Genomic DNA, 12,575 nt, shown 5'->3' on the forward strand with positions numbered 1-12,575 from the left:
CCAACGTTATCCACGTTGGTTTTTCTTGTTATGTGCGAGATTTTCTAAGAAGTGGTCTATCTCCTTTTGTGATCTGAGGATGAAGACTTTATCTAGATAAGTTTCTTGAACCCATTTGTAGCGTTCCTTAGCGGATTTGCTCCGTCCATCCCAGAGAATCCATCTGATAAACTCCCAATTAAATTGTTCTTGACAACCAGCTGCCATACTTTCTCTGACCTTGCCTCGGTATGTGAGATAACGTTTAAAGGCTCGAAATAGACAGGTCCATGGTGAAAAGTTGAGAAAGATGATTTGGTCAGCTTCCTGCATTCTTTCCTCATAGAAACACCAAGAATAATTGCCATCAATAACCCAAGCTTCATGCTTGGTGAGAAATTTTTTCATCTCATCCAACATCCATTCACGGTCACTGTCTTGCCAACCAGGCTGAAATTGGAGTGTGTCCATATGTAGTTTGGGGATGGAGTAGCAGTGAGACAACTTTTCGGCTAGAGTTGACTTACCAGCACCAGAATATCCGATAATTGCGATTTTCATTTTCTACCTTTTCCTATTTGGGGACAAAAAAACAGCCTCATGGACTGTTTCTTATTTAGCAAGTTTAGCTGAAAGACGAGCTTTGTCGCGGCTTGCTTTGTTTTTGTGAATCAAACCTTTAGTTTCTGCTTTATCGATAGCTGAGCTAGCAGCACGGAAAAGTTCTTCAGATGGGTTTGCTTCGAAAGCTTTGATAGCAGTACGCATAGCTGATTTTTGAGCTGAGTTCTTTTCGTTTTGTTTAACGTTCAATTCAGCGCGTTTGATAGCTGATTTAATGTTTGCCAATGTTCTTACCTCCATATTTACTAACTATACTATTATATCTGAAAACTTACGTTTTGACAAGGGAAAATTATTTTTTTAAGTAAATTTCATCGATTTCATGGTTCTTTGTTTTATGAAGAATCACTTCCGCACGATTTCTAGTTGGTTCAATATAATTTTGCAGATTTGTGAGATTGATACTGGTCCAGACCTGATGGGCAAAGGCTTCCACTTCCCCAATCGGCATTTGAGTAAAACGATAGTAGTAGCTATCAGGGTCGTTTTGAGCTAGGCTCAGCATTTTCAAGAAACGATCAAGATACCAACTCTCGATGTCATCTACTGAGGCATCAACATAGATTGAAAAGTCAAAGAAGTCAGTGATATAGAGACGCTCGTTTTGTGGATTCTGAAAGACATTAATCCCCTCAACAATTACAAAGTCTGCAGCTTTGACGCTTTGTTTTTCCTCAGGTACGATGTCGTAGACTTCATGAGAATAGACAGGAATATCTACATCTTGTCCATTTTTGATGCGGTCCAAGAAGTTGAGAAGAGCTTCCATATCATAGCTTTCAGGAAATCCCTTACGATTTAGAATTCCTTGCTCAATCAAGGTCTGGTTGGGATAGAGAAAGCCATCAGTTGTTACCAACTCAACCCTAGCATCTGTAAGCGTACGGGACAGTAGGATTTGAAGTAGGCGACTGGTTGTGGATTTTCCAACGGCAACACTCCCAGAAACCCCAATGATAAAAGGCTGGGACTTGCTTTCACGTTGAAGGAAAATCCCTTTTGAAAAGGCCAAATCATCCTTGGTACGCTTGTAAATCTGGATGAGATGGGCTAGGGGGAGATAGACATCGGTAACATCCTGCAGGCTAATCTGGTCATTAAAACTCTTGATGGATTCTAATTCCTCTTCTGTCAAAGGAGGTGTTGTCTTTCGATGTAACGATTGCCAAGTCTGGCGGCTGATTTTTTCAAAATGTAAAAATTCGTTGGTCATTTGTTTTCCCCTAGATATTTTGTCTATCATACCATAAAAAGCTAAAAAAATAAAGCGGTTTCTTGAATGTGTTAAGTCAATAGTATATAATATAAGTAGATAGAGGATGAACAATTTATTGATGAAGTAGGAGCTACTTTCTCCTGACTTATAAGCTAATAAAGGGGGCTTTGGGATTCACAACTTATAGGAGGTGTGTCATGAAAATCTTAAAACGTTACATATTGGAACTCTGTTTTATTTTAAGTTTTGCACTACCTTTTTTAAAAGGAGCGAATGCGGATAATGGTAGACGTTTTGTGGAAACCTATTACGGTTTTACTTTTTTGATGGAACATGCCATTGTAACAGCTATCTTTATCTGTTCGCTCTTGATTGCTTTCTTCCTAAAAAAACGGTGGACGAAATGGCTTGCTGCTGGTAGTTATTTCTTTTTAGTTCTATGGATTGCTACAGAGGGTTATTTCTTCCGCATGTCGCTAGAAGATTTGATACGACTTTGGACAAGTTTGGAATTCCTGACAAAAACGTATCAGTTGGGCTTTTATCTAAACATCCTGTTGGGAATTTTGTTGATAATAAAGTATTTGAAGGTTAAGCAATAGTCATAAAAATGAGCCTAATTATAGATGATAAATTTGTTGTTTTATCCTGATTATGATATTTCTAGTTCTAAATGGCTTATTATTTATAAGTGTTTAAAGTGATTGAAGAAAAGGTCTTCTTGACTAGTTTTCTTCAGTCTTTTTCGTTTTATTATCAATTTGTAAACGATTTACAATTTAAGTCAAATTATGGTAAAATAGTTTCATGAGTAAAATGTATTATGCAGAAAATCCTGATGCTGCTCACGACATTCATGAGTTGAGAGTGGAATTGTTGGGAGAAAAAATGACCTTTTTGACGGATGCTGGTGTTTTTAGCAAGAAAATGGTTGACTTTGGCAGTCAACTTTTGCTCAAGTGTCTAGAGGTCAACCAAGGCGAGACTGTCCTTGATGTAGGCTGTGGTTATGGGCCTTTGGGCTTGTCCTTGGCTAAGGCTTATGGAGTTCAGGCGACCATGGTCGATATCAATAATCGTGCCTTGGATTTGGCGCGACAAAATGCTGAACGAAATAAAGTAGAAGCGACGATTTTCCAGTCCAACATCTATGAACAAGTTGAAGGGGAATTTGACCATGTCATTTCCAATCCTCCTATCCGTGCGGGCAAGCAAGTGGTTCATGAAATCATTGAGAAAAGTAAAGATTTCTTGGAAACTGGTGGGGATTTAACAATTGTTATCCAGAAAAAACAAGGGGCTCCAAGCGCCAAGTCAAAGATGGAGGAAGTGTTTGGCAATTGTGAAATCGTCAAAAAAGATAAGGGATACTATATCCTTAGAAGTGTGAAAGAATGAGAGCAGTTGATTTAATCCAAAAGAAACGAGATGGTCAAGAGCTGACTTCGAGTGAAATTGAGTGGTTAGTTGAAGGCTATGTGTTAGGAACTGTCCCTGATTATCAGATGTCTGCCTTTGCTATGGCAGTTTATTTCAAAGGAATGACGACTCGAGAAATATCTGATTTGACCATGAAAATGGTTCAGACAGGTCAAGAGTTTGATTTATCAGCTATTGATGGGGTTAAGGTTGACAAGCATTCTACGGGTGGTGTTGGTGATAAGGTGACCTTGATTTTGGCTCCTCTTGTTGCAAGCTTTGGTGTTCCTGTGGCAAAAATGAGTGGTCGTGGTCTCGGCCATACTGGCGGAACAATTGATAAGTTGGAGTCCGTTAAGGGCTATCAAGTGGAACGTAGTCAAGAAGATTTTATTCGTCAGGTTCAGGATATTGGAGTATCTGTCATTGGGCAATCAGACCAGCTAGTCAAAGCGGATAAGCTTCTCTATGCTCTTCGTGATGTGACCGCAACTGTCGACACGATTCCTTTGATTGCGAGTTCGGTGATGAGCAAGAAAATTGCGGCAGGGGCGGATGCTATTTTGCTAGACGTAACTGTCGGAGAAGGTGCTTTCATGAAGACGGTTGATGAGGCGCGCGAATTGGCTCAAACCATGGTGGATCTTGGTAAGGCTGTTGGTCGAAAGACGGTAGCAGTGATTACGGATATGAGTCAGCCCTTGGGACGAGCTATTGGAAATCGTCTGGAGATCCTTGAAGCATTGGAGATTTTACAAGGGCAAGGCCGTCAGGATATTACCCACTTCATCTGTGAATTGGCTCAAATTATGCTTGACCTGGCAAATGTAAATAAAACAGTTGAAGAAGTTCGCCAACATCTTGAAAATGGCCAAGCGCTTGCTAAGTTTGAGGAGATGGTCCAAGCCCAAGGCGGAGACTTGGAAGACCTCTATCGTCCTGTAAATGTAGCCCATGTGGTGGAAATCCCTGCTCAGGAAACGGGTATCATTTCAGCTCTTCCAGCTATGGAATTTGGGCTTTATGCTATGAGACTGGGGGCAGGCCGTGCAGTCAAGTCTGATGCCTTGGACTATGAAACAGGAATTGTTTTTGAAAAGAAAGTTGGAGATTCCGTTCAACAGGGAGAAATTGTTGCAAAAGTATACACAAATGGAAAAATTTCTCCTCAGCTAGTTACAGATTTTCAAAAATATGTTAAAATAAATGATAGGGTGCAAAGTTTACGAGAAATTATAGAAATTATCTCATAAACCGCAGGAGAATCCGAATATGAAATTAAATAAATATATCGATCATACGCTTTTGAAACAAGATGCAACAGAAAATCAAATTGATTGTTTGTTGTCTGAAGCTAGAGAGTATGATTTTGCCAGTGTTTGCGTTAATCCGACCTGGGTTGAACATGCCAAAAAAGGGCTTGAAGGTACAGATGTCAAGGTCTGCACAGTAGTAGGTTTCCCCTTGGGAGCAACAACTTCAGCTGTGAAAGCATTTGAAACAAAAGAAGTTATCCAGAATGGTGCAGATGAGATTGATATGGTGATCAATGTTGGGGCTCTCAAATCAGGTAATTTATCCTTGGTTGAGTCAGATATTCGCGCAGTAGTGGAAGCAAGTGGTGACAAGTTAGTGAAAGTCATTATTGAAGCTTGCCTTCTTACAGACCAAGAAAAAGTTGTGGCTTGCCAATTGGCCCAAAAAGCGGGAGCTGACTTCGTGAAAACTTCAACTGGCTTTTCAACTGGTGGTGCTACGGTAGAAGATGTTACATTAATGCGTGAAACTGTTGGACCTGATATGGGAGTCAAGGCTGCTGGTGGAGCTCGTTCTTATGCAGATGCTCTTTCCTTTGTGGAAGCAGGGGCGACCCGTATCGGAACGTCAGCTGGGGTAGCCATTTTAAAAGGAGAACTGGCAGATGGCGACTACTGAGTTGATTGAACTAGCAATTGAAACCAGCAAGCAAGCCTATGTACCCTATTCTCATTTTCCAGTCGGAGCTGTTTTAGTGGCGAAAGATGGTAGCACTTATACAGGTGTCAATATCGAGAATGCTAGTTATTCTTTGACCAACTGTGGAGAGCGTACGGCGATTTTTAAAGCAGTTTCTGAAGGTCAAAGAGAGTTTTCAGAATTGATTGTCTATGGACAGACTGAAAAACCAATTTCACCATGTGGCGCTTGTCGCCAAGTGATGGCTGAATTTTTTGAACAAGATCTAAAAGTGACCTTAGTCGCAAAAGATAAATCGACGGTCGAGATGACGGTCGGGGAATTACTTCCATACTCTTTTACAGACTTAAACTAGTCTGAGTCGCTCTCTGAGTGGCACGGTCCTTGTGGCCAACAAATCCATACTTGCAACATCGTTGCACATCTTATTTAGGAGGTTCAGTAATGAACAAGAAACAATGGCTAGGCCTTGGTCTAGTTGCAGTGGCAGCAGTCGGACTTGCTGCATGTGGTAACCGCTCTTCTCGTAACGCAGCTTCATCTTCTGATGTGAAGACAAAAGCAGCAATCGTCACTGATACTGGTGGTGTTGATGACAAATCATTCAACCAATCAGCTTGGGAAGGTTTGCAAGACTGGGGTAAAGAACATAATCTTTCAAAAGATAAAGGTTTCACTTACTTCCAATCAACAAGTGAAGCTGACTACGCTAACAACTTGCAACAAGCGGCTGGAAGTTACAACCTAATCTTCGGTGTTGGTTTTGCCCTTCACAATGCGGTTGAAGAAGCAGCAAAAGACCACTCTGATTTGAACTATGTCTTGATTGATGATGTGATTAAAGATCAAAAGAATGTTGCTAGCGTAACGTTTGCTGATAACGAAGCTGCTTACCTTGCGGGTGTTGCAGCGGCTAAAACAACTAAAACAAAACAAGTTGGTTTTGTAGGTGGTATTGAGTCTGAAGTTATCTCACGTTTTGCAGCTGGATTTAAAGCTGGTGTTGAGTCAGTAGATCCATCTATCAAAGTACAAGTTGACTATGCTGGTTCATTTGGTGATGCTGCTAAAGGTAAAACAATTGCAGCGGCACAATACGCAGCTGGTGCAGACGTTGTTTACCAAGCAGCAGGTGGAACAGGTGCTGGTGTCTTTGCAGAAGCAAAATCACTCAACGAAAGCCGTCCTGAAGGTGAAAAAGTTTGGGTTATCGGTGTTGACCGTGACCAAGAAGCAGAAGGTAAATACACTTCTAAAGATGGTAAAGAATCAAATTTTGTTCTTGTATCTACTTTGAAACAAGTTGGTACAACTGTAAAAGATATTGCTAACAAGGCAGAAAAAGGTGAATTCCCTGGCGGTCAAGTGATCGTTTACTCATTGAAAGATAAAGGGGTTGACTTGGCAGTAACAAACCTTTCAGAAGAAGGTAAAAAAGCTGTCGAAGCTGCTAAAGCTAAAATCCTTGATGGAAGCGTAAAAGTTCCTGAAAAATAATGGATGGAAGTCATTTCTTAGGAAGCGGCCCTCGGCCGCTTTTTTAAGAGTTGAGACAAAGTCATTTTGTCTCAGTAAAGCTTGCTACTAGATAAACTAGCAAGTTTTATTGAAATAAAATAAGACTCTGAAAGGAAGAGCACATGGCACACGAAAATGTCATTGAGATGCGTGATATTACCAAGGTGTTTGGTGAATTTGTTGCCAACGACAAAATCAACCTGCACCTACGAAAAGGTGAAATTCATGCACTTTTAGGAGAAAATGGGGCTGGTAAGTCCACGCTCATGAACATGTTAGCAGGCCTTCTTGAACCAACTAGTGGTGAAATCGCGGTCAACGGTCAAGTTGTCAACCTCGACTCCCCATCTAAAGCAGCTGGCTTGGGAATCGGAATGGTTCACCAGCACTTTATGTTGGTAGAAGCCTTCACAGTGGCTGAAAACATCATTTTAGGTAGTGAATTGACTAAAAATGGTGTGCTAGATATCGCTGGAGCTAGCAAAGAAATCAAGGCTCTTTCTGAACGTTATGGCTTAGCTGTTGACCCTTCTGCCAAGGTGGCAGATATCTCAGTTGGAGCCCAACAACGTGTAGAAATTTTAAAAACCCTTTATCGGGGGGCTGATATCCTTATCTTTGACGAACCAACGGCCGTTTTGACTCCATCAGAAATTGATGAGTTGATGGCTATTATGAAAAATCTTGTCAAAGAAGGAAAATCAATTATCTTGATCACCCACAAGTTGGACGAGATTCGCGCAGTTTCTGACCGCGTTACAGTTATCCGTCGTGGGAAATCAATTGAAACTGTAGAAATCGCAGGAGCTACTAATGCTGATTTGGCAGAAATGATGGTAGGACGTTCTGTTTCCTTTAAAACAGAGAAGCAAGCCTCTCAACCAAAAGAAGTGGTCTTGTCTATTAAAGACTTGGTGGTCAATGAAAACCGCGGTGTCCCAGCTGTTAAAAATCTATCCTTGGATGTTCGTGCGGGAGAGATTGTTGGGATTGCGGGGATTGATGGAAATGGTCAGTCTGAACTGATTCAAGCCATTACAGGTCTTCGCAAGGTTGAATCTGGTAGCATTGAGCTAAAAGGAGATTCAATTGTAGGCTTGCACCCACGTCAGATTACAGAGTTGAGTGTTGGGCACGTTCCAGAAGACCGTCACCGTGATGGCTTGATTTTGGAAATGATGATTTCTGAAAATATTGCCCTTCAAACCTACTATAAAGAACCACATAGTAAAAATGGAATTTTGAACTATTCAAATATTACTTCTTATGCTAAAAAGCTAATGGAAGAATTTGATGTTCGTGCTGCAAGCGAATTTGTTCCTGCAGCTGCACTCTCAGGAGGAAATCAACAAAAAGCAATTATTGCTCGTGAAATTGATCGAGATCCTGATCTCCTTATCGTCAGCCAGCCAACTCGTGGGTTGGATGTCGGTGCCATTGAATATATCCACAAACGCTTGATTGAAGAGCGTGATAATGGGAAGGCTGTCCTTGTTGTCAGCTTTGAACTAGATGAGATTTTAAACGTCTCAGACCGTATTGCCGTTATTCACGATGGTAAGATTCAAGGTATTGTGTCACCAGAAACAACCAATAAACAAGAACTTGGTGTCTTGATGGCTGGTGGAAACTTGGGAAAGGAGAAGAGTGATGTCTAAAAAATTACAACAAATTTCGGTTCCCTTGATTTCTGTCTTTCTAGGAATTTTACTCGGAGCCATTGTCATGTGGATCTTTGGTTATGATGCTATTTGGGGCTATGAAGAATTGTTCTATACAGCCTTTGGTAGTCTGCGTGGGATTGGGGAAATCTTCCGTGCAATGGGGCCTTTGGTCTTGATTGGTCTTGGTTTTGCCGTTGCCAGTCGTGCTGGTTTCTTTAACGTCGGACTTCCTGGTCAGGCTTTGGCAGGTTGGATTCTCAGTGGTTGGTTTGCCTTGTCGCATCCAGATATGCCACGTCCCTTGATGATTCTAGCAACTATCGTGATTGCCTTGATTGCTGGTGGGATTGTCGGAGCGATTCCGGGTATTCTTAGAGCCTATCTAGGGACGTCAGAGGTTATCGTAACCATCATGATGAACTACATTGTCTTGTATGTAGGGAATGCCTTTATCCACGCCTTTCCTAAAGACTTCATGCAAAGTACAGATTCGACCATTCGTGTTGGGGCTAATGCAACCTATCAGACACCTTGGTTATCTGAGTTGACTGGTAATTCGCGGATGAATATTGGTATTTTCTTCGCCATCATTGCAGTTGCAGTTATTTGGTTCATGCTCAAGAAAACGACTCTTGGTTTTGAAATCCGTGCGGTTGGTCTTAATCCACATGCTTCAGAATATGCTGGTATTTCTGCCAAACGAACGATTATCCTATCAATGATTATTTCAGGTGCATTGGCAGGTCTTGGTGGAGCTGTTGAAGGTCTGGGAACCTTCCAGAACGTCTATGTTCAAGGAGCATCCTTAGCTGTCGGATTTAACGGGATGGCGGTTAGTCTGCTTGCGGCCAACTCACCAATTGGTATTCTCTTTGCAGCCTTCTTATTTGGTGTTCTCCAAGTTGGAGCCCCTGGTATGAATGCAGCGCAGGTACCGTCTGAGCTTGTCAGCATTGTAACAGCGTCTATTATCTTCTTTGTCAGTGTTCATTACCTTATCGAACGCTTTGTCAAACCGAAAAAACAAGTTAAAGGAGGTAAGTAAAGATGTCTATTACAACCTTGCTCACCCTCTTGGTGTCTTCTATGCTGATTTACTCAGCGCCCCTCATCTTTACAAGTATCGGTGGTGTTTTTTCTGAACGTGGTGGTGTCGTAAACGTCGGCCTTGAAGGAATTATGGTTATGGGTGCCTTTTCTGGAGTTGTCTTTAACCTTGAATTTGCAGAACAATTTGGAGCAGCAACTCCATGGCTCTCCTTGCTTGTAGCAGGATTGGTTGGTGGTCTCTTCTCTATCATCCACGCAGCAGCAACGGTTCATTTCCGTGCAGACCATGTTGTCAGCGGTACGGTATTGAACTTGATGGCGCCAGCCTTGGCTGTTTTCTTAGTGAAAGTTCTTTATAACAAAGGACAAACCGACAACCTAAGTCAGACTTTTGGACGCTTTGATTTCCCAGTCTTGGCGAATATCCCAGTTATCGGTGATATCTTCTTCAAGTCAACTAGTCTACTTGGTTATCTGGCCATTGCCTTCTCATTCCTTGCTTGGTTTATCCTCTTCAAGACTCGCTTTGGTCTTCGTCTCCGCTCTGTCGGTGAACATCCTCAAGCAGCGGATACCTTGGGAATCAATGTCTACAAGATGAGATATTTAGGGGTTATTATTTCAGGTTTCCTAGGTGGAATTGGCGGAGCGATTTATGCTCAATCCATCTCAGTTAACTTCTCAGTGACAACTATTGTTGGACCTGGATTTATCGCTCTTGCTGCGATGATCTTCGGAAAATGGAATCCAATCGGAGCTATGTTATCTAGTCTCTTCTTTGGACTTTCACAAAGTTTGGCTGTTATTGGTTCTCAATTGCCATTCCTACAAGGAGTTCCTGCGGTTTATCTTCAAATTGCACCTTATGTTTTGACCATTCTTGTCTTGGCAGCTTTCTTTGGAAAAGCAGTTGCACCAAAAGCAGATGGTATCAACTATATCAAATCAAAATAAGCATATAAAAAACGTCAGTTCATACAATGTACTGCACCCCAAAAGTTAGACAGAAAAAATCTAACTTTTGGGGTGCTTTTATTATGAAATTAACTTATGATGATAAAGTTCAGATCTATGAACTTAGAAAACAAGGATATAGCTTAGAGAAGCTTTCAAATAAATTTGGGATAAACAATTCTAATATTAGGTACATGATTAAATTGATTGAACGTTACGGAATAGAGTTCGTCAAAAAAGGAAAAAATCGTTACTATTCTCCTGATTTAAAACAAGAAATGATTCATAAAGTCTTACATGAAGGCTGGACTAAAGATAGAGTTTCTCTTGAATACGGTCTCCCAAGTCGTACGATACTTCTTAATTGGTTAGCACAATACAAGAAAAACGGGTATACTATTGTTGAGAAAACAAGAGGGAGAGTACCTAAAATGGGACGTAAGCCAAAAACGAGACCTGAAGAGAGGACAGAATTAGAACGTCTTCAAGCAGAAAATGAGTACCTGAGAGCGGAGAATGCCATCCTAAAAAAGTTGAGAGAACTCCGATTGAAGGAGAAAAAAGAGAAAGAAGAAAGACAGAAATTGTTCAAGAATTAATGACTGATTTTTCGTTAGATATTCTTCTAAAAGCCATTAAACTAGCTCGTTCGACCTACTACTATCACTTGAAACAGCTAGACAAACCAGATAAGGACCAAGAGCTTAAAGCTGAAATTCAATCCATTTTTATCGAACACAAGGGAAATTATGGTTATCGTCGGGTTCATTTAGAACTAAGAAATCGTGGTTATCTGGTAAATCATAAAAGAGTTCAACGCTTGATGAAAGTACTCAATTTACAAGCTAAAATGCGACAGAAACGAAAATATTCTTCTCATAAAGGAGATGTTGGCAAAAAGGCAGAGAATCTCATTCAACGCCAATTTGAAGCAGTCAAACCAATGGAAAAGTGTTATACGGATGTGACAGAGTTTGCCATTCCAGCAAGTACTCAAAAGCTTTACTTATCACCAGTTTTAGATGGTTTCAACAGCGAAATCATCGCTTATCATCTGTCTACTTTACCGAACTTGGAACAAGTGAAGAGCATGTTAAAACAGGCCTTCACAGAGAAGTACTATGAGAATACGATTCTCCATAGTGACCAAGGCTGGCAATACCAACACGATTCTTATCATCGGTTCCTAGAGAGCAAGGGAGTTCAAGCATCCATGTCACGTAAAGGTAACAGCCCCGACAATGGTATGATGGAGTCCTTCTTTGGCATTCTGAAATCGGAGATGTTTTATGGTTATGAGAAGTCATTTCAGTCGCTTAAGCAATTGGAACAAGCCATTGTAGACTATATTGATTACTACAACAATAAACGAATTAAGGTAAAACTAAAAGGACTTAGCCCTGTGCAATACAGAACTAAATCCTTCGGATAAATTAATTGTCTAACTTTTGGGGGTCAGTACATTCATGAACTGACGTTTTATTTTTTAGGATGTTGGTTGGTTAGGTTCAATCCCCAAGGGACTAAATTTTCAGTCTTGTTTTTGATACGAGCGATATTGTCCTTATGGCGAATGATAATCAAGCTAGCAAGAGCTAGGATAATAGCGATGAAGAGAGGGTCATAGTTGCTCAGGATAAAACCAAAAAGTGGAAAGAGTAGAACTCCGATGACAGCCGCGATAGATGCTGTGACACTAGACAGTGAAATCATACTACCAAGATAGAGGGTTCCAAAGAAAACAACTGCAAGGTAGAGACAGAAGACAGGTGCAAATCCGAAAACCACTCCAGCACTGGTTGCGACAGCCTTACCACCCTTAAATCCTGCAAAGATAGGGAAGGTATGGCCGATTACAGCTAAAAGTCCAAAGATGAGAGGCGAAACTCCTTGTAGATGAAAAATAATTGGAAGAAGTGTTGCTAGGGTTCCTTTGAAAAAGTCAATCACAAAGGTTGCCATACCAGCTTTCTTGCCTAAAATGCGGAAAGTATTGGTCGTTCCAGTATTTCCAGAACCGTGTTCACGCAGATTTGTCTGAAAGAAAATTTGTCCAATCCAGAGACCAGACGGAATTGAACCCAGCAGATAGGCTAGGATTAATAAAACTATTGTCATCATACTCCTATTATATCATGAAATGGAGAAGAAAGGCAGAGAATCACTTCTGAAATTGTCACACCGGAGAAAGAAAA

The 12,575-nt window shown here is 41.0% G+C and carries 14 protein-coding genes; 10 read left to right on the top strand and 4 right to left on the bottom strand.

Annotated features, from left to right (window positions below; all coding sequences use genetic code 11):
- Positions 1-6: 6 nt before the first annotated feature.
- From D8845_RS07355 to coaA, 3 genes are all read right to left on the bottom strand, one after another.
- On the bottom strand, positions 7-540 hold the full coding sequence (locus tag D8845_RS07355) for a DNA topology modulation protein (RefSeq protein WP_125453002.1): 534 nt from the start codon (positions 538-540) through the stop codon (positions 7-9).
- A 51-nt stretch (positions 541-591) separates the two neighbouring features.
- Positions 592-828 carry a 30S ribosomal protein S20 gene (gene rpsT / locus D8845_RS07360; protein WP_001274000.1) on the bottom strand — a complete coding sequence of 79 codons (237 nt, stop codon included), beginning with the start codon at positions 826-828 and terminating at the stop codon, positions 592-594.
- 67 nt (positions 829-895) lie between these two features.
- Entirely contained in the window at positions 896-1,816 is a 921-nt protein-coding gene (gene coaA / locus D8845_RS07365) for a type I pantothenate kinase (RefSeq protein ID WP_125453003.1), read from the bottom strand.
- A gap of 200 nt (positions 1,817-2,016) precedes the next feature.
- On the opposite strand from coaA, the gene D8845_RS07370 reads away from it, so the two are divergent.
- The 10 genes from D8845_RS07370 to D8845_RS07415 all read left to right on the top strand — a co-directional run bounded on the left by D8845_RS07370 (position 2,017) and on the right by D8845_RS07415 (position 11,812).
- Positions 2,017-2,421 carry a hypothetical protein gene (locus D8845_RS07370; RefSeq protein ID WP_125453004.1) on the top strand — a complete coding sequence of 135 codons (405 nt, stop codon included), beginning with the start codon at positions 2,017-2,019 and terminating at the stop codon, positions 2,419-2,421.
- Positions 2,422-2,626: 205 nt separating this feature from the next.
- On the top strand, positions 2,627-3,217 hold the full coding sequence (locus D8845_RS07375) for a class I SAM-dependent methyltransferase (RefSeq protein WP_125453005.1): 591 nt from the start codon (positions 2,627-2,629) through the stop codon (positions 3,215-3,217).
- The gene (locus tag D8845_RS07380) at positions 3,214-4,491 is read left to right on the top strand and encodes a pyrimidine-nucleoside phosphorylase (protein ID WP_125453006.1); all 1,278 of its coding nucleotides are present in this window, start codon (positions 3,214-3,216) and stop codon (positions 4,489-4,491) included. The genes D8845_RS07375 and D8845_RS07380 overlap by 4 nt, the downstream gene beginning before the upstream one ends.
- A gap of 19 nt (positions 4,492-4,510) precedes the next feature.
- Positions 4,511-5,173: a deoxyribose-phosphate aldolase gene (deoC, locus tag D8845_RS07385; protein WP_125392964.1), complete on the top strand. Its 663-nt coding sequence runs from the start codon at positions 4,511-4,513 to the stop codon at positions 5,171-5,173.
- The gene (locus tag D8845_RS07390) at positions 5,160-5,549 is read left to right on the top strand and encodes a cytidine deaminase (RefSeq protein ID WP_033681962.1); all 390 of its coding nucleotides are present in this window, start codon (positions 5,160-5,162) and stop codon (positions 5,547-5,549) included. Before deoC ends, D8845_RS07390 begins: the two co-directional genes overlap by 14 nt.
- An 89-nt stretch (positions 5,550-5,638) precedes the next feature.
- Positions 5,639-6,691 carry a BMP family lipoprotein gene (locus D8845_RS07395; RefSeq protein ID WP_125453007.1) on the top strand — a complete coding sequence of 351 codons (1,053 nt, stop codon included), beginning with the start codon at positions 5,639-5,641 and terminating at the stop codon, positions 6,689-6,691.
- A gap of 143 nt (positions 6,692-6,834) precedes the next feature.
- The gene (locus D8845_RS07400) at positions 6,835-8,370 is read left to right on the top strand and encodes an ABC transporter ATP-binding protein (RefSeq protein WP_125453008.1); all 1,536 of its coding nucleotides are present in this window, start codon (positions 6,835-6,837) and stop codon (positions 8,368-8,370) included.
- Entirely contained in the window at positions 8,363-9,421 is a 1,059-nt protein-coding gene (locus D8845_RS07405) for an ABC transporter permease (RefSeq protein ID WP_000038670.1), read from the top strand. The genes D8845_RS07400 and D8845_RS07405 overlap by 8 nt, the downstream gene beginning before the upstream one ends.
- A gap of 2 nt (positions 9,422-9,423) precedes the next feature.
- Positions 9,424-10,380: an ABC transporter permease gene (locus D8845_RS07410; protein ID WP_000029124.1), complete on the top strand. Its 957-nt coding sequence runs from the start codon at positions 9,424-9,426 to the stop codon at positions 10,378-10,380.
- An 83-nt stretch (positions 10,381-10,463) separates the two neighbouring features.
- A protein-coding gene (locus D8845_RS07415; protein WP_125453030.1) for an IS3 family transposase occupies positions 10,464-11,812 on the top strand; the annotation gives its coding sequence in 2 pieces (ribosomal slippage) (positions 10,464-10,905 and positions 10,905-11,812; 1,350 coding nt in all).
- A 47-nt stretch (positions 11,813-11,859) separates the two neighbouring features.
- On the opposite strand, the gene plsY is transcribed toward D8845_RS07415, so the two are convergent.
- Positions 11,860-12,501: a glycerol-3-phosphate 1-O-acyltransferase PlsY gene (plsY, locus tag D8845_RS07420; RefSeq protein WP_125453009.1), complete on the bottom strand. Its 642-nt coding sequence runs from the start codon at positions 12,499-12,501 to the stop codon at positions 11,860-11,862.
- Between the last annotated feature and the right edge of the window lie 74 nt (positions 12,502-12,575).

It is taken from the genome of Streptococcus mitis (genome assembly GCF_003942865.1).
Lineage (GTDB): Bacteria > Bacillota > Bacilli > Lactobacillales > Streptococcaceae > Streptococcus > Streptococcus mitis_BI.